This window comes from Bifidobacterium bifidum ATCC 29521 = JCM 1255 = DSM 20456, assembly GCF_001025135.1.
In the GTDB taxonomy this organism is placed as follows: Bacteria; Actinomycetota; Actinomycetes; order Actinomycetales; family Bifidobacteriaceae; genus Bifidobacterium; species Bifidobacterium bifidum.
On record NZ_AP012323.1, the window covers coordinates 888,361 to 905,828 of the forward strand.

Consider the following 17,468-nt stretch of genomic DNA (forward strand, 5'->3'; position numbering starts at 1 on the left):
ACATGGCATCCGATTTCTGGCTGATCGTGGGGCTGGGCAATCCCGGCAAGAAGTACGAGGGCACCCGTCACAACATGGGCTTCATGACCGCCGACATATTGGCCGAACGCTGGTCCGTCGCCTTTTCCGACCACAAGGGGCTCGCGATGCTCGGCAAGGGCGCGATGAATCTGCAGGGTCGCAACGTCAAGTTCTTCCTCGCCAAGCCGCTGACCTACATGAACGACTCGGGCAACGCGGTCGCCTCGATCAGCGCGTACTATCAGATCCAGCCGGATCACGTCGTCGTCATCCATGACGACATGGATCTCGAATTCGGCCGCATAAAGGTCAAGGCGGGCGGATCCGCCGGCGGGCACAACGGCATCAAATCAATCGACAAAGCCCTGAGCACCCCGAAGTATGCGCGCGTGCGCATGGGCGTCGGCCACGCTCAGCGCGGAGCCCACGCGCACGACAACACCGTCAACTGGGTGCTCGGCGGTTTCGGACCCGACCAGCGCAAGCAGCTGCCGGAATTCCTCGCAGACGGCGCCGACGCGGCCGAAACCATCATCTTCGACGGACTCGCCGCCACCCAGGAGAAGTTCAATGGCCGCTGAGCAGGGACGCGCGCGCGGCAAAGCATCCGCCGCCACCGCCGCTGCCACGGCCACACGCGTCCAGAACGCGCTGATCGACGGCTCCCTGTGCGGCATCCTCGAACGGCTCGATGAGGATCCGGCATTCCATCGGCTCGTCAGCGGCGGCATGAGCATCGCCGACGACAAGGACATCGCCCCGATCATCACCGTGGGCGCCCCGGACGGGTTGCGCCCGGCCATCGCCGCAGCGCAGGCGGAACACACCCCCGTCGTCCTGGTCGTGGCCTCCAGCCGCGAGGCCGAGGACACCGTGAACGCGCTGCGGTCGTGGTACGACGGCGACCCGAACGACATCGCACAACTGGAGGCCTGGGAGACGCTGCCCCACGAGCGGCTCAGTCCCCGTGCCGACACCGTGGCGAGCCGCATGGCCGTATTCCGCAGGCTCACGCACCCCAGCGACACCAATCCGATGTTCGGACCGATCCGCATACTCGTCATGCCGGTGCGTTCGCTGATCCAGCCCGTTGTCAAGGGGCTCGGCGACGTCGATCCGCTCGTCTTCACGCAAGGCGAGGAGCTGCCTCTCGACGACGTGTCGCGCCGACTGGTTGAGAACGCCTACACGCGCGTCGACCTGGTGATGGACCGTGGCGAGTTCGCGGTGCGCGGCGGCATCATCGACGTCTTTCCCCCAACCGCGCCACATCCGGTGCGCATCGAGTTCTTCGGTGACGAGATCGACTCCATCCGAGAATTCCACGCGTCCGACCAGCGCACCTACGGCGAGGGCGTCCGCACGATCTGGGCGACGCCCTGCCGTGAACTGCAGCTCACCGACGCCGTGCGGGACCGGGCGAAACGGCTCATCGGGCAGATTCCGAATGCCGACGACATGCTGGAGTCCATCGCGAACGCGATTCCCATCGAAGGCATGGAATCCCTGATGCCCGCGCTCATCGACGACATGGAACCCGTGACCGGCATGCTTGACAGGCATGCCGTCATCATGCTCGCTGGCCCGGAAAAGCTGCGCCGCGCGGCGGACGACCTCTCGAAAACCGCGAACGAGTTCCTCGCCGCCAGCTGGCATGTCGCCGCGGCCGGGCACGGTGCCGGAGCTCCCATCAGCTTCGACCAGGCCAGCTTCCTCGACTACGAGGAGACCATCAACTCGCTCGCATACTCCAGCCACGACGTGTGGAACCTCACCAGTTTCGGCGTGGACGCCAGCCGCCCGAACCACGTGCAGCTCGCCGCCGGCAACCCGGGCGAATACCGCGGTGACGAGGCGAAGGCCGCGGCCGGCATCGAGGGGCTCATCGACGCAGGGTACCAGGTCACCGTCACCGCGGCCGCGCAGGGCACGCTCGCACGATTGAAGCGAGCCGTCAACGAGACCGGCATCGCCTCGTTCGACGTCATCCGCTCCCAGGCCATCGACGGGTTCATCGACACGGCGGCGAAGACCGCGCTGCTCACTGAACGCGACCTGACCGGACGGTCCAGTGCGGCCGGTCAGGCGAAGACCCCCAAGCGCCGCCGCAAGGCAATCGACCTGATGGAGCTCAAAGCCGGAGACTACGTGGTCCATGAGCAGCACGGCATCGGCCGTTTCCTGGAGATGCGGCAGCGCACCATCGGCACCGGGGCGAACAAGACCACGCGCGAATACCTTGTCATCGAATACGCGCCCAGCAAGCGCGGCGCCCCGGCCGACAAGCTGTTCATCCCCACCGATCAGCTGGATCTGATCAGCAAATACATCGGCGCGGAGGCCCCCAAGCTCAACAAGCTCGGCGGCTCCGACTGGGCCGCAACCAAGGCGAAGGCGCGCAAGCACGTGCACGAGATCGCCGAGGACCTGGTGAAGCTGTACTCTGCCAGGCAGCGCACCAAGGGGTTCGCGTTCAGCCCCGACACGCCATGGCAGAAGGAGCTGGAGGACGCGTTCCCGTATCAGGAGACGACGGACCAGCTCACCACCATCGACGATGTCAAGTCCGACATGGAGAAACCAGTGCCGATGGATCGCCTCATCTGCGGCGACGTCGGCTTCGGCAAGACCGAGATCGCCGTGAGAGCAGCGTTCAAGGCCATACAGGACGGCAAGCAGGTGGCCGTCCTCGTGCCGACTACGCTGCTCGTGCAGCAGCATCACGAGACGTTCACCGAACGGTACGAGGGCTTCCCGGTCACCGTTGCGGCCATGAGCCGCTTCCAGACGACCAAGGAGATCAACGAGACCATCGAGGGACTGGAGACGGGTGGCGTCGACGTCGTCATCGGCACCCACAAGCTGCTCAACCCCAAGATCAAGTTCAAGGATCTCGGCCTTGTCATCATCGACGAGGAGCAGCGGTTCGGCGTCGAGCACAAGGAGACGCTCAAGGCGCTGCGCACCAATGTGGACGTGCTCTCGCTGTCCGCCACGCCTATCCCGCGCACGCTGGAGATGGCGGTGACCGGCATCCGCGAGATGTCTACGCTCGCCACCCCGCCCGAGGACCGGCTTCCCGTGCTCACCTACGTGGGCGCGTACGAGGACGCTCAGGTCACGGCCGCGGTCCGGCGCGAACTGCTGCGCGGCGGACAGGTGTTCTACGTGCACAACCGCGTGCAGGACATCGCGAAGACGGCCGCGAAGATCCACGAGCTCGTCCCCGAGGCGCGAGTCGGCATCGCTCACGGCAAGATGGGGGAGAAGCAGCTCGACGGCGTAATCCGCGACTTCTGGCATCGCGACATCGACGTGCTCGTATGCACGACGATCATCGAGACCGGACTCGACATCTCCAACGCGAACACGCTGATCGTAGACCACGCCGACCGGTTCGGCCTCTCCCAGCTGCACCAGCTGCGCGGGCGCGTCGGCCGTGGCCGCGAACGCGCGTACGCCTACTTCCTGTACGACCCGTCCAAGCCGATGACCCAGCAGTCGCACGACCGCCTCGCCACCATCGCGCAGAACACGGCGCTCGGAAGCGGCTTCGACGTCGCCATGAAGGACCTCGAACTGCGCGGCACCGGCAACCTGCTGGGCGACGAACAGTCCGGGCACATCGAGGGCGTCGGCTTCGACCTGTACGTGCGCATGGTCTCGGAAGCCGTCGAACAGTACAAGGAGCCGGAGCGGACCGAGCCGGTCGCGGTCACCATCGACCTGCCCATCGAAGCGTCCATCCCGGTGGACTACATCGATTCCGACAAGCTGCGGCTCGAAGCATACCGAAAACTGGCCGCTTCGCGCACCGATGAGGACCTCAAGGAACTCGCCGACGAACTCACGGATCGCTACGGCAAACTGCCGGAGGAGTTCGAGACGCTGTTCGGCGTGGCCCGCCTGCGCATGAAGGCGCGGGAACTCGGCATATCGGAGATCGTCGCGCAGGGCAAGAACGTGCGCGTCGGCAAGATCGACCCGCCCGAATCGATGCAGATGCGCATCAACCGCATCTACCGCGGGGCGCAATACCGGCCGGTCACGCACACATACCTGATCCCCGCGCCGTTCGCGGGCACGCTCGGCGGCAAACCGATGCCGGGCGATCAGGTCATGGACTGGGTGAGCGACCTGCTGCACGACTTCGCATGGAAGCCGCAACCGAGGAAGGCATGATGGGCTCAGGATCCCCGTTCGAAGGCATGTCCGGAGGCATCGGGGAGCAGAACGGCATGATCCGGCTGCCGTACCATCCCCTGACTTCGCTGATCCGGCATTTCGACAATGGCCAGGCCCTGGCGCTCCTGCACTCGGGGCGGGGCGGACGGTATTCGGTGCTCGGACTGCACGCCTACCATCGGCTCATGCAATACGGCGATGACGTGATGGAAGGCACCCTCGTCGTCTGCGGAGACGACGATGTCTGGCGGGACCGGCTGCTCCCCGGCCAAGACTCGCTCATGCTGCTGCACGACCGGCTGCGTGACGAGCCCGGCGTGCTCGGATTCATGTCATATGATGACGGCCGACGCCGGGAAGGCGTGCGATCCCGGTTCGACGGCGGCCCGCAGGCGGCAGAGCGAAAGACGCCGCCGGACGCCGCATGGTGGAGTTTCGACGACATCCTCATCGAAGACCGGCAGCGGCGCTCGCTGACCCTGCTCAGCCATCATCGCCACCCGAACAGCGCCCGGAACATCGCCGCCATACGATCCGTCTGCCAGTCCGTTCCCGCTGGCGGGGGCTGTCGCGAAGCGACTGAGGGTGGTTATCCAGACTCCCCGCACACCTCAGCCTCCCACCGCGGCGCATGGCGCTGCGACCACGATCGCGCCTCATACTGCGAGGCCGTGGAACGACTCAAATCGCACATGCGCGACGGCGAAGCCTACGTAGTGAACTACTCGTTGCGTCTCGACGTCACCAGTCCCGTGACGCCCCTGGACATGTTCCTGCGTCTGAACGACGACAATCCCGCGCCGTTCTCCGCGTATGTCAACGGCGGCGGATGGCAGATCGTCAGCTCGTCGCCGGAACGGTTCCTCGAATGCCGCAGCGGCCATGTCGTCACCCGCCCCATCAAAGGAACGCGGCCACGTGGTCTCACCGTGCAGGAGGACGCGGCCAACCGCGCCGCCCTTGAGCAATCCGGCAAGGACCATGATGAGCTGCTCATGGTCACCGACCTCGAACGCAATGATCTGAGCCGCGAGGCGACTCCCGGAACCGTGCAGGTCACGGGGTTCGCCGAACTGGAGACCCACCCGCACGTGTTCCATCTGGTGTCCACCGTCGAGGCCGAATTGCCCGATGCCCGCGATCTGTCCGAACTGCTTGCCGTCATGTCGCCGGGCGGATCGATCACGGGGGCTCCCAAGCGCCGCGTCATGCAACTCATCGACCGGTATGAACGGTCGCCTCGCGGCGTGTACACCGGCTCTCTCGGCTACATCACCGCCGATGGCGACTGCGATCTGAGCATTCTGATCCGCTGCGCGACGCACGTCGGGCGATGTGACAAGGCGGGTCTGTACCGGATCGGCGCGGGCGGCGGCATCACCATCGAATCCGACCCGGACGCCGAATACGACGAGGCCATGCAGAAAGCACAGGCGCTGCTCGACGCGCTGGACTGTGACGTGTCGGACAGTGACGTGCATGACGGAAGACAAGGACAATGGCATGACTAATAGCAATGGCACGCCTGGCGGCGAAGGCACGGCCGTCACATTCGCCCTGGATGAGGGATACCAGTTCGGCCTCGGCGTATTCGAGACCATCAACCTGACCGGCGGGCGACTCGTCATGCTCGACCGTCATCTCGACCGGCTTCGGCGCGGAGCGCGGGCATTGGATATCGACGCGCCGGACGATGATACGCTGCGGGCTCATATCGCCGAACATCTCGACGCGGCAGAATTGCCTGACGGTCGGTCGTTCGCGGTCAAGCTCATGGTGTCGTCCGCGAACGTCATCGTCACGCATCGGCCGAACCCGTATGCGGATTGGGCGCAGGACCGCGGTCTCAGGCTTGGCTGGTGCCGCGCCTGGCGCAACGAGTGTTCGCCGCTCACGGCGCACAAGACGCTGAATCAGGGAGACAACATACTCGAATCGCGTTCGGCTCGGCGGCTCGGCTTCGATTCCGCCGTGTACCTCAACACGCGCGGCGACATCTGCGAGACCACCAACGCGAACCTGTTCTTCGTGCGCGACGGGCGGCTGTACACGCCGGACGAGCGATGCGGGCTGCTACCCGGCACCGTGCGGGCGTGGCTGTGCGAACGATACGAGGCCGAGCAGGGGACCTTCCGACAGGATTCGCTGGACAGCTGGGATGAGGTCTTCGCCACCAACGCCCTGATGGGCGTGCGCCCGGTCGTCGAGCTGGGGGATGCGGGCTATGGAATCGGGCCGGTGACGCGGGCGATCCAGCGCGAATACCGTCGGCTTGAGCTCGGTATCCTCTGACCGCCCTCGGCCGGCTCCGCCGCCAGTCCTCGACAGTGGCGGCGGAGCCGACTGAGGGCGGTCAGATGTGCGGAATCTGTCTATATCCAGCCGAATGTTAGCGCTCATATTATTTTTCCGAGAAATTCTGGCACTCGTCCACAAAAGGCATTATTCTTAAGTCTGTCATCACAACCTAACAGTCTTAAGGAGTAGTTGTGGCAGCTATTGAAAGCGTTTACGCGCGTCAGATCCTTGATTCCCGTGGCAACCCGACCGTTGAGGTCATCCTCGACACCGAAGACGGCGCCGAAGGCCGCGGCCTGGTTCCGTCCGGCGCTTCCACCGGTGAGGCCGAGGCTTGGGAGCGCCGCGATGGCGACAAGTCCGTCTACGGCGGCAAGGGTGTGCTGAACGCGGTCAAGGCCGTGAACGAGGTCATCGCTCCGAAGGTCATCGGCATGGATGCCACCGACCAGCGCGCCCTCGACGACCTGATGATCGAGCTCGACGGCACCCCGAACAAGGGCAAGCTGGGCGCCAACGCCATCCTCGGCGTCTCCCTGGCCGCCCTGTACGCCTCCGCCGAGTCCGCCGAACTGCCGCTGTACCGCTACATCGGCGGCACCAACGGCCACATCCTGCCGGTCCCGAACATGAACATCATGAACGGCGGCGCCCACGCCGACTTCGCCACCGACATCCAGGAGTACATGATCTCCCCGTACGGCTTCGACACCTACAGCGAGGCCCTGCGCGCCGGCGTCGAGGTCTACCACACCCTCAAGAACGTCCTGAAGAAGGAAGGCCTGAACACCGGCCTCGGCGACGAAGGCGGCTTCGCCCCGAAGATGAAGTCCAACGAGGACTCCCTCAAGTACATCATGGACGCCATCTCCGCCGCCGGCTACGAGCCCGGCAAGCAGATCGGCATCTGCCTCGACGTCGCCTCCTCCGAGTTCTACAACAAGGAGACCGGCAAGTACCGCTTCGACGGCGAAGAGCGCGACTCCGCCTACATGCTCGACTACTACGAGAACCTCATCAACGAGTACCCGATCGTCTCCATCGAGGATCCGTTCAACGAGGAAGGCTGGGAAGACTGGGCCGAGATCACCCGTCGCCTCGGCGACCGCCTGCAGTTCGTCGGCGACGACCTGCTGGTCACCAACCCGGCCCGCCTGCGCAAGGCCATCGACATGGGTGCCGCGAACTCCCTGCTGGTCAAGCTGAACCAGATCGGTTCCGTCACCGAGACCCTTGACGCCATCGAGCTGGCCACCGAGAACGGCTACACCTCCATGGTCTCCCACCGCTCCGGCGAGACCCCGGACACCACCATCTCCGACCTCGCGGTTGCCAAGAACACCCGCCAGATCAAGACCGGTGCCCCGGCCCGTGGCGAGCGCGTCGCCAAGTACAACCGCCTGCTGGAGATCGAGGAGGAGCTCGGCTCCACCGCTCAGTACGCCGGCTACAGCGCCTTCAAGGCCTGCAAGAAGTACATCGCCAAGTGATTGTCGCGGCCGTAAGGCCGAGACAATGCTAGCGTCGTGACAATGCCCGGCATATTCGCCAAGTCGAATGTGCCGGGTATTTTTGTTGCCATGAACGACTCGACCCGGAACATGCGACCACGCGGCAAACGAAGCAAACGGCACGGCACCGGACCGATCGCGTTCTTCGTGTCGCTGTTCATCATCGCGCTCGGAGCCATCCAACTGGTCTCCACGTTCCACACGTACGCGCTGAACCTCGCCCAGCTCAACGACCTCAAGAATCAGGAAGCCGCGCTTGTCACCAAGAAGCAGGATCTCGAAAACGACATCGAACGCTGGAATGATGACAGCTATGTGGCGACGCAGGCGAGGGAGCGGCTCGGCTTCGTCTTCCCCGGTGAGAAGGCGGTGCGCGTGCAACACCCGGAAGCGGTGACGGGCACGAGCGAGGGGACCGCGAAGACCAAAAGCGGTACATCCGACGGGAAGGTGCTGCCCTGGTACAGCGAGCTCGAATATTCGTTCAAGAAAGCCGATGAGCGGCCATCGAAAACGGCCTCCGGCAGCCAATCGGGCGATACCGGCAAAGCCGACGGCAACTCCGGCAGCGCAACCGACACGAACTCGGGCGACAAGCAGTAGACGCGGCCGGCGGCAGCGTCATTCATCCGACTGCATAAGCCATTCGACCAGTTATTCGATAAGCCATTCGATAAGGAGCCAAGCTGGTGACCGAACCAGAATCACAAGACGAATCCACCACACGAGATGTCGCGAAACTCGCCGACCGATTCCTGCAGCAGCGTGCAGATGAGCATGACATCGCCATCGTCGAACGGCAGCTCGGACGATACCCGCGCGGCATGGTGGCGGTCGGCGCCCGCTGCGCATGCGGCCGGCCGCTCGCCGTGGTCACCCGGCCCATGCTGCCCGGCGGCATACCGTTCCCCACCACCTGCTATCTGACCAGCCCCGAGGCGGTGAAGGCGGTGTCGCACATCGAAGCGGAAGGCCGCATGCGGGCGTACAACGAGCTGCTGCACGACGATGAGACGGTGGCCGGCGAGTACCGCGGGGCGCACCGCCTGTACGTGGCGTTCCGCCATGAGCTGGCGGTGCGGCTCGGCGATGACGAAAGCCGCATCGCCAACGTCAGCGCGGGGGGCATGCCCGAACGCGTGAAATGCCTGCATGCGCTGCTGGCGCAGACCCTGGTCATGGGGGAGGGCGTCAACCCCATCGGCGATCGTGTGCTGGAGGCGGTGACGGAGGAGTTCAGTCCATCCGTCTGCCGGTGCGGTTCGCTCGACGACTGAGCGGACAGACGAAAAACCGAACGGCCAAAAGACTGGAAACGGCCGCTGAACGCAATGATTGCGCCGAGCGAGACGATCATGCCGGGCGAACGCCCCCGATGATCGCGGTCGCCCGGCCGGCGAGACAGCGGGAAATAAAGGAGATAGAGATGAAATCCGTTACCGTTGCGGGCATCGACTGCGGCACGAACTCGATCCGGCTGAAGATTGCGCGTGTGGACGATCAGGGCATGCACGAGATCGTGCCGAGGATCCTGCGCGTGATTCGCTTGGGGCAAGACGTGGACAAGACGCACCGGTTCGCTCAGGACGCGCTTGACCGGGCGTACACGGCCGCCGCGGAATTCGCCGGGGTCCTTGCCCAGCACCCGGTGGACGCGATCCGATTCGTAGCCACATCGGCGACCCGCGATGCCGTCAACCGAGACACATTCGAGGATGGCATCGAGCAGATACTCGGCGTGCGCCCCGAAGTCATCCCGGGAACGGAGGAGGCCGATCTGAGCTTCCTCGGGGCGACCAGCGTCGTGAGCCGCGGCGAGCTCGAACCCCCGTATCTGGTGGTGGACCTGGGCGGCGGCTCCACAGAACTTGTGCTGGGCGGCGACGGCATCGACGCGCCCTCCACGCAGGTACAGGCCGCATTCTCGATGGACATTGGATCCGTGCGCATGACCGAGCGCCACCTGCGCCACGATCCTCCCAGCGAAACCGAAATCGCCGAAGCGATCGCGGACATCGACGAGCACATCGACGAGGCGTTCCGCATGGTGCCGGCGGGACGCACCCGCACGATCATCGGCGTGTCCGGCACGGTACCACGATGAGCGCGCTGGCTCTGGGGCTCAAGGAATACGATCACCGACGCGTGGACGGCGTGCGCATCCCCGTGGACGACGCCTACGCCGTGGACGACAGGTTTCTGCGCATGACGCGTGAGCAGCGCCGCGCCTACAAGACCATCCATCCGGGGCGTATCGACGTGGTGGGCGGCGGTGCCGTCGTATGGAACCGTGTGCTCGCGAAGGTTGCCCAGGCGGCCGCGGCCGATCATGGCGGAGTCATCGACTCGTATGTGGCCAGCGAACACGGCCTGCTCGACGGCATCGTGCTCGACTGCGGACGGCGGTTGCTTGCAGAACGCTGAACAAGCATGACATAATGGTTCTGCCGGCATATTTGCCGGCACGGCCCCCGTGGCGGAATCGGTAGACGCAGCGGACTTAAAATCCGCCGCTTTTGGCTTGTGGGTTCGAGTCCCACCGGGGGCACCTTATCGCAACATTCTGGGATGGCTGCTTTACATACAGCTGGGTTTGCGGCCCGACACTGACGAAAGGTGCAAGATGGCGAACTGGACGAACGTGACGCGCGAGCCCGAGACCGGGTTGCCGACGATGCTGGTGCAGGCGGTCTCCATCGCCTTTGTCATGTGCGTGTGCGAGCTGGTCAGCGCGCCGGTGATGGTGAGCGCCGCGGGAGGCGCGTTCGCCCTGATGCCGTGGTTCCTCGTCGCCTGCCTGTTCGCCGTCGCATTCGTGTATACGGTCGGATTCGTGCTGCTGTGGGCGGCTGATTCGTTCGCCGCTCGGCTGAAACGCCGCGATGCGCTGATGCCGCTGATATATGCCGTGATCGGATGCGTCGGGTTCGGCATCTGGGGGTATTGCGTGTATCCGGCGACGATGAACTCGATCATCACCCGAGCCGGTCTGCCCACCCTGTCGCAGGGTGACTCGTTGATGATCGGCATCAACTGCGCCGTGGTGGGCCTCGCCGCGTTATTCCTGGGAACCGCCGCCATGCCGCGCGTCATGAAGTCCAAGGGCAGGATCGCCGTCACGGCCGCAGCCGTCATCGCGCTCGCCGTGTTCGGCGGCGTCGTCCTGGCGATGACGTGGTCGCATCTGGCGTGAGACCCGCCATTGCGGAACGCTGTCGTCGAGCTGACCTGATTCGGCGGTTCGACGGGGCAGCGGAGATGGCGACGGCCCGGCCGCGCGCATGTGCGTGGCGGAGGATATGATATCGCGATGGTATCAGCCGTGAAAGCGTGCATAACAGTGTGAAGGGATTCGTCAGTCATGTTCAGTGTTCTCGACATGTTCACCATCGGTGTGGGCCCCAGCTCGTCGCACACCGTCGGCCCGATGTGCGCGGCGCAGGCGTTCGCCTCGTCACTGGAGGAATCTGGCGCCGTGTCGCGCGTCGGCCGTATCCGCGTCGTCCTGTACGGGTCACTGTCGCTGACCGGACTCGGCCACGGCACCGACCGCGCGATTCTCGCCGGATTGGAAGGCAACGTACCCGCCACAGTTGATACGGATTACCTGCTTTCAGTCCGAGAACGCTGCGCGCATGACGGAACCATCCATGTCAACGGCACGAACGCCATCGCATACGATGACGACGGCGACATGGTCTTCGACCGGTGGAAGCGGCTCGCCCCGCATCCCAATGGCATGCGGTTCCAGGCGTTCGACGCCCAGGGCAACATCATCGACGAGCAGGTCTGGTATTCGATAGGCGGAGGGTTCATCCGCCGCGGACGGATCGACGACGCGCTGATCTCGAACCACGAGCAGACGCCGGCGTCGTCGCAGCCACCGAAGGACTCCGGGAACGACGAGACGGCCGAATACGGCGACGGCGTGCCATACCCCTTCGTATCATGCGATGGCCTGATCGACCTGTGTCGGAAGCACCATCTGAGCATCGCCGACGTCGTCTGGGCGAACGAAACGGCCCGGCGCTCGCCGCAGGAGGTGCGTGACCGGCTCACGCGAATCTGGAACGTGATGAGCCACTGTATCGACGCCGGGTGCGCCAGCGCGACGCCGACGCTGCCGGGAGGTCTGGACGTGCCCCGCCGCGCCCCGCTGATGTACCGGCGTCTCGCGGCCAACAGCGACGTGCTCAGACGCGACCGCCGCATCTCTTCGGCGCTGGAATCCTCCGATTCCGCATGGGTGGCGTTGTTCGCCATGTCGGTGAGCGAGGAGAACGCCGGCGGCGGCCGGGTCGTCACCGCGCCTACCAACGGTTCGGCCGGCATCATTCCGGCCGTGCTGGAATACTACTGGCACTTTGTCGAGTCCGCCGACGACGAGGGCGTCAGGACGTTCCTGCTGACCGCCGGCGCGGTCGGATACCTGTTCAAGCGCAACGCCTCGATCTCCGGAGCGGAAGTGGGATGCCAAGGCGAGGTCGGCGTCGCCTGCTCGATGGCGGCCGCCGGTCTGGCCGCGGTGATGGGCGGCACTCCGGAGCAGGTGGAGAACGCGGCGGAGATCGGCATCGAGCACAATCTCGGCCTCACCTGCGATCCGGTGGGCGGTCTGGTGCAGATTCCGTGCATCGAGCGTAACGCGATGGCCGCGAACACCGCGATCAACGCCGTGCGCATGGCCATGCTCGGAGACGGCTCCCACATCGTCAGCCTGGATCAGGCCATCGCCACGATGAAGCAGACCGGCGAGGACATGATGTCGAAATACAAGGAGACCTCGAAGGGCGGTCTGGCGGTCAACGTCGTCGAATGCTAGGCCGTCGCCGTGCCGAATATGGCGAATATGGCGATTTGCGTTGAAAAATACGCTGCGAGCTGTGCAACCGGGGCTTGGGGTGCTAGTGTGAGTGGCACTGTCTTTTTACGACTTGCGGCCATGCCATGAACGGCATGGCATTATTGATAGGAGGTAGGCCATGGCGAACATGCCTGAGGTCAATGCCGTGTTTGGCGCGGCGCCGGAGATCGCTTTCCCGTCGGACGAGGCGCCGAAGGGATTGAAGGCCGTGGAGATCGTCGAGGGTGACGGGCCGATGGTCCGCCGCGGCGACACGGTGACCGTGAACTATCACGGTGTGGTCTGGGGCAAGAACACGCCCTTCGATTCGAGCTTCGCCCGCCACCAGCCGGCAAGCTTCGGCATCGGCGTCGGTCAGGTGATTCGCGGCTGGGATCAGACCGTTCCCGGCCACAACGTCGGCTCCCGTCTGGTCGTGTCGATTCCGCCGGAGTATGGCTATGGCAGCCAGGGCATGCCGGCGGCCGGCATCGGCGGCGGCGACACACTCGTATTCGTCATCGACATCATCTCGACCCGCTGACCGTATGATGGCGGTCATCTGACGCATCGATTGGATATCACTGATACAGGAGGAACCCATGGGTGAGGAAAAATCCGTTCTGCTGACGCAGGAGGCTTTCGACACGCTGAAGGATGAGCTGGCGCATCGACAGGGCCAGTACCGCGAGGAAATCACCAAGCGCATCGCGGCAGCCCGCGCCGAGGGCGATTTGTCGGAGAACGGCGGTTACCAGGCCGCGCGCGAGGAGCAGGCGAAGAACGAGGGCCGCATCAACGAGCTCACCGTCAAGCTGCGCAACGCCACCATCGTCGAAGCTCCCAAGGCCGGCAAGGTCGGCAACGGGTCGCTGGTGACGCTGGAGCTCGCCGGCCGCGAGATGACGTATGCGCTGGGCTCGCGCGACATCAAGGTCGCGACGAAGTACGACGTGATCAGCCCCGAGTCTCCCATCGGCGCCGCCATTCTGGGCGCCAACGAGGGAGATACGGTGAGCTACAAGGCCCCCAACGGCCGTGAGATTTCCGTTGTCATCAAGGAAGCGAAGCCTCTGAGCTGACCATATGCGCGTCCCCGCTGACCGGGGACTGGTGATTGTTGCTGCGCCATCAGGGTCGACATGACTCACTTCGGGCTGTACGGTTCTATGCCGTGCAGCCCTTTCCAATATAAACTACGTTGTCAGAGCCGTCTCACTTGACTATCGTTGAACCATAGGTTGTTGTATTGGCCTATATATCGCAGATGCCAATTCAATGGAGAAGACATGAATGGGAAAATGCTCTCTGCCGTCGGCAACCGTTATAAGTACGTTGTCGCCGAGCTTCCTCCTATCTCAGGCAATGGCTGCCTCCTGTCTTACGCGCGGTATGGGATATGTATGCCTAGAACTCCATACAGTGCGAATTTCTGACATAGCTTATGTGAGGAGTTGTTTCTGATGAGACGTTCAACGAAGATTTCAATCGGCGTTACGACGGTGGTTATCGTAGTTGCTGCTGTCGTTTGATGATGGTACGTACACGCCCATCAATCCCGCCAGCGGCATGCTCGGAGTCGGTGGACAGCAGGTCGCTGCTCTCTCATCCGACGGACGATCCGCCACTGGCGCCACGCTTCAGGCCTATGCCGAGGCTGTGGACTAGAAAAGCGTTTCTAAGTGCGCGCCGAAACGATGAGTGCGCGCACATAGGCACGCAAATGGCCCGGTTTGCGTTCTTAAGTGCGCACGGTTGTCGTTTCGGCGCGCACTTAGGAACGCTCTAGTGCGTTGTATAGCGGTCTCGATTTTGTTTCGACCATCACGTGTTACGACGAGTGAAGGCGATGTTCGTTGTGGGCTGGTGGCCTTCTTCAGACTCGCTCCGCGAGCTGGACCGAGGACGTCCGCACCACGACCGGCAACCGCAGTTTCATGGAAGAGCTGGCCGAGTGCTCTTGGAATATGTAAGCGTCTTCGTGAAAGCGGAATGGTCTAGGGCGTCAATTCCGCCTAGAGATCTCCGCCCAATCTCGTCTCTTTATCGGAACAGCAAACACGGTCCACGATTGACATGGGCGTTGACGCTGATTCATGAGGGGAGTATTCTGGATATTACGACAGACAGTTGTCCGGTAATGTCCAAAGGGGGACTGTATGAATATCAAAAACAAAATAATGGCGGTATCGATTGCCAGTATGTTGGCGCTGTCTCCGTGGCGTCTGCACATGAGACAACCGTCAGCGTCGCAGACGATGCCGCAGCAACCACAGTAGAACCGCGGTATGGCGAGAAAACGACAATGACGTTGATATCCACCGCGAAAAAAACCGGCGTTACCGGTTATTGCCTGCAGCCGCCTAGTGCTGCTCATTACTATCAGGCACGCATCACCAAGAATTACACCATCAAACATTATCGTGTTGACTACTACGAGTACGGAGTCAAGAAGCGAACTTTTTTATCAGGACATGTATGAGCAGGTATCTGAAGATCCATATCTTGTCTGCGTCTCATAAGTTCGCATATCGAAGGGAATCATCGTGAACACGACGCGTAATAAACTGCTGAACTGGTATCCGATCATGGCGGTGCTGGTGCTGATTGTATTCGTGGGCGGAGCCTGGCTCTGGGCGTACCGCACGACTCCAAGCGCCTCCGCAATCACCGGCGAGCTCAACGCGATTCCTGTCAATGTGACCAGCGAACAGCTGATCCGTGACGGATACATTGATCTCACCAAAGTAGGAGAATCCTCCAACGTCGCGGTGAATGAGTTTCTTGCCGAAGCGAAACAGCAGGAAGCCCCCGTACTGAAATACATCAACATGGAGAGGGGGAGCCTCACGGCTCACGTCCTGTGGTATGACCCATATGATTCGACCCCTTGGGCCAAAGCCAAGGATGGTTCGGTCGTGATCTACCACAACCAGACCGGGCGAATCCGCGCATGGGCGTGGCGCAACGGTGAGATTGTCCAAAACGGTGAACGCTACAGCTCCAAAGCGGTGACGGTCACGAAGGACGGAGTCAACACCATGCTTCTGCCGTGGCGGCCGGCTGCGCCCGATGTGGTCCCGGAAGATGACGACGGGGCATCATCGTTGGCGCTGTATTCGTATCGTTCGTGATTGCATAGCAGCATTCCACCGGTTCTGCGGGGGCATGGGCGCATGTCTTTGTCGTGCATGCCCCCGCGCGGCCATTCCACGGATGGCGGCGTGATGACGTCTTATTTGGTGTCCATGGTCGGGGCATCACCTGATGTGCGGTGCGCCGTCGGTGCCGCGCTCCAGGTCTATGCTGAGGCTGTGGACTAGAAAAGCGTTTCTAAGTGCGCGCCGAAACGATGAGTGCGCGCACATAGGCACGCAAATGGCCCGGTTTGCGTTCTTAAGTGCGCAGGATTGTCGTTTCGGCGCGCACTTAGGAACGCTTTCATGTGTTACTTGGCGGTTTGCGGGGGGGGGAAGTCTGATTACTGCGGATTATAGCGGGTGATGATGGTCGCTGTAGCCTGGTAACCACCCTCAGTCTCGCTTTGCGCGCCAGCTCCCGCCAGCGGGAGCATAAAAGTTGTGTGGTGCTCGCTGGCGGGCTGACCTGAGCGGCGATGGTCACGGCCAGAGATGCACGATCACCATGTAGATCGCGACCATGTGGCAGGCGTAGCCGGCGACGGTGCCGCAGTGGAAGATCTCATGGAATCCGAAGACGCGTGGCCACGGGTCAGGCTTGCGTAGCGCGTAGACGATGGCGCCGAGGATGTAGCAGGCGCCTCCCGAGGCCAGCAGCACCACGACGGCAGGGCCGGCGGCGGGGGAGACCCAGAAGAAGTACATGAACGCCACGCCGGAGACTCCGAACACGATGTAGACGACGGTATACAGCCAGCGCGGGGCGCTGATCCAGATCACATGGATGATGAGCGCCACCAGCGTGCAGCTCCATATGCCGGCGATGATGGCGTTGCGCATATGCGGGGCGAGCGCGAACGACACCGGCGTATATGTGCCCGCGATGAGCAGGAAGATGTTCACGTGGTCGATGCGCCGCAGCACGTCGGTCACGCGGGGCGACCAGTCGCCGAGGTGGTAGGCGGCTGAGTTGCCAAACAGGATCAGCGAGCAGGTCATGAACACCACGCAAGCCCATTTCAGGGGCGCGCCGTGGGCCAGGCATATCAGGACGATGCCGGCGGCGAGCGACAGTGGCGTGGCGATTGCGTGAATCCACCCTCTCATCAATGGCTTGGGCCGTCCGTGCACGTCGAGACGGATCTTGCGCTCCACTTCCGCCGGGGCGATTCCCTCGATGCGCGCGGCGTGGGCCTCGCCCTTGGCGAGGGTCCTGGTGGCTTTTTCCTCGGCCTTATGTCGGATCGCCTCGGCCTTCGCGCGGGATTTCGCCCTCATCGCGTCGGCCTTCGCCTGCAATGCGACTTCCCGCGCCTTGATGACAGCGGCTCGCTTCGCTGCCACCGTCGCGTCGTCCTGTACTGCCATATGACCTCCCCGATTGGTTACGGAAACGTAACTTACGTTAGCGTAGGTTATAGACTTGTCCGCTCACGGATGTGCTCATGAAGTACGGATGACGATTGCGTC

General features: G+C 63.2%; 14 protein-coding genes, 1 tRNA gene and 1 pseudogene. 15 read left to right on the plus strand and 1 reads right to left on the minus strand.

What is annotated here, in order from left to right; genetic code table 11:
• The first annotated feature begins 2 nt into the window (after positions 1-2).
• From pth to BBBF_RS03590, 15 genes and pseudogenes are all read left to right on the plus strand, one after another.
• On the plus strand, positions 3-602 hold the full coding sequence (gene pth, locus BBBF_RS03525) for an aminoacyl-tRNA hydrolase (protein WP_003812652.1): 600 nt from the start codon (positions 3-5) through the stop codon (positions 600-602).
• Positions 592-4,203, plus strand: coding sequence for a transcription-repair coupling factor (gene mfd / locus BBBF_RS03530; protein WP_021648003.1), 3,612 nt, complete (start codon positions 592-594; stop codon positions 4,201-4,203). The genes pth and mfd overlap by 11 nt, the downstream gene beginning before the upstream one ends.
• Complete coding sequence (locus tag BBBF_RS03535; RefSeq protein WP_033509498.1) at positions 4,200-5,717, plus strand: anthranilate synthase component I family protein; 1,518 nt, start codon at positions 4,200-4,202, stop codon at positions 5,715-5,717. Before mfd ends, BBBF_RS03535 begins: the two co-directional genes overlap by 4 nt.
• Positions 5,710-6,498, plus strand: a complete 789-nt coding sequence (locus tag BBBF_RS03540) for an aminotransferase class IV (protein ID WP_003817853.1) — start codon at positions 5,710-5,712, stop codon at positions 6,496-6,498. The genes BBBF_RS03535 and BBBF_RS03540 overlap by 8 nt, the downstream gene beginning before the upstream one ends.
• Before the next feature lie 197 nt (positions 6,499-6,695).
• Positions 6,696-7,994 (plus strand): phosphopyruvate hydratase, encoded by a 1,299-nt coding sequence (eno, locus tag BBBF_RS03545; protein ID WP_003812660.1) that lies wholly within the window; start codon positions 6,696-6,698, stop codon positions 7,992-7,994.
• A gap of 90 nt (positions 7,995-8,084) precedes the next feature.
• Positions 8,085-8,618, plus strand: coding sequence for an FtsB family cell division protein (locus tag BBBF_RS03550; RefSeq protein ID WP_029414620.1), 534 nt, complete (start codon positions 8,085-8,087; stop codon positions 8,616-8,618).
• Positions 8,619-8,704: 86 nt separating this feature from the next.
• Positions 8,705-9,292, plus strand: a complete 588-nt coding sequence (locus BBBF_RS03555) for a DUF501 domain-containing protein (protein ID WP_021648006.1) — start codon at positions 8,705-8,707, stop codon at positions 9,290-9,292.
• A gap of 149 nt (positions 9,293-9,441) precedes the next feature.
• A pseudogene (locus BBBF_RS03560) lies at positions 9,442-10,439 on the plus strand (Ppx/GppA phosphatase family protein).
• Positions 10,440-10,482: 43 nt separating this feature from the next.
• Positions 10,483-10,563, plus strand: a tRNA-Leu gene (locus BBBF_RS03565).
• Positions 10,564-10,638: 75 nt separating this feature from the next.
• A complete protein-coding gene (locus tag BBBF_RS03570) occupies positions 10,639-11,208 on the plus strand; it encodes a hypothetical protein (protein ID WP_021648009.1) in 570 nt (189 codons plus the stop codon).
• A gap of 168 nt (positions 11,209-11,376) precedes the next feature.
• On the plus strand, positions 11,377-12,837 hold the full coding sequence (locus BBBF_RS03575; protein ID WP_021648010.1) for an L-serine ammonia-lyase: 1,461 nt from the start codon (positions 11,377-11,379) through the stop codon (positions 12,835-12,837).
• A gap of 160 nt (positions 12,838-12,997) precedes the next feature.
• Entirely contained in the window at positions 12,998-13,402 is a 405-nt protein-coding gene (locus BBBF_RS03580) for an FKBP-type peptidyl-prolyl cis-trans isomerase (RefSeq protein WP_013363353.1), read from the plus strand.
• A gap of 58 nt (positions 13,403-13,460) precedes the next feature.
• Positions 13,461-13,940: a GreA/GreB family elongation factor gene (locus BBBF_RS03585; protein WP_003812673.1), complete on the plus strand. Its 480-nt coding sequence runs from the start codon at positions 13,461-13,463 to the stop codon at positions 13,938-13,940.
• 1,001 nt (positions 13,941-14,941) lie between these two features.
• Positions 14,942-15,340: a hypothetical protein gene (locus BBBF_RS09805; protein ID WP_126436135.1), complete on the plus strand. Its 399-nt coding sequence runs from the start codon at positions 14,942-14,944 to the stop codon at positions 15,338-15,340.
• Positions 15,341-15,404: 64 nt separating this feature from the next.
• Positions 15,405-15,992, plus strand: a complete 588-nt coding sequence (locus BBBF_RS03590; protein WP_033509427.1) for a hypothetical protein — start codon at positions 15,405-15,407, stop codon at positions 15,990-15,992.
• Between the two features lie 486 nt (positions 15,993-16,478).
• Here the strand turns inward: BBBF_RS03590 and trhA are convergent, their stop codons facing one another.
• Complete coding sequence (gene trhA, locus BBBF_RS03595) at positions 16,479-17,366, minus strand: PAQR family membrane homeostasis protein TrhA (protein WP_013363356.1); 888 nt, start codon at positions 17,364-17,366, stop codon at positions 16,479-16,481.
• Positions 17,367-17,468: the final 102 nt, after the last annotated feature.

Excerpts from the sequence above, each read along its gene's own strand:
- pth (WP_003812652.1), top strand. The coding sequence starts at position 3 with ATGGCATCCGATTTCTGGCTGATCGTGGGGCTGGGCAATCCCGGCAAG.
- mfd (WP_021648003.1), top strand. The coding sequence starts at position 592 with ATGGCCGCTGAGCAGGGACGCGCGCGCGGCAAAGCATCCGCCGCCACC.
- BBBF_RS03535 (WP_033509498.1), top strand. The coding sequence starts at position 4,200 with ATGATGGGCTCAGGATCCCCGTTCGAAGGCATGTCCGGAGGCATCGGG.
- BBBF_RS03540 (WP_003817853.1), top strand. The coding sequence starts at position 5,710 with ATGACTAATAGCAATGGCACGCCTGGCGGCGAAGGCACGGCCGTCACA.
- BBBF_RS03550 (WP_029414620.1), top strand. The coding sequence starts at position 8,085 with ATGAACGACTCGACCCGGAACATGCGACCACGCGGCAAACGAAGCAAA.
- BBBF_RS03570 (WP_021648009.1), top strand. The coding sequence starts at position 10,639 with ATGGCGAACTGGACGAACGTGACGCGCGAGCCCGAGACCGGGTTGCCG.
- BBBF_RS03575 (WP_021648010.1), top strand. The coding sequence starts at position 11,377 with ATGTTCAGTGTTCTCGACATGTTCACCATCGGTGTGGGCCCCAGCTCG.
- BBBF_RS03580 (WP_013363353.1), top strand. The coding sequence starts at position 12,998 with ATGGCGAACATGCCTGAGGTCAATGCCGTGTTTGGCGCGGCGCCGGAG.
- BBBF_RS03585 (WP_003812673.1), top strand. The coding sequence starts at position 13,461 with ATGGGTGAGGAAAAATCCGTTCTGCTGACGCAGGAGGCTTTCGACACG.
- trhA (WP_013363356.1), bottom strand. The coding sequence starts at position 17,366 with ATGGCAGTACAGGACGACGCGACGGTGGCAGCGAAGCGAGCCGCTGTC.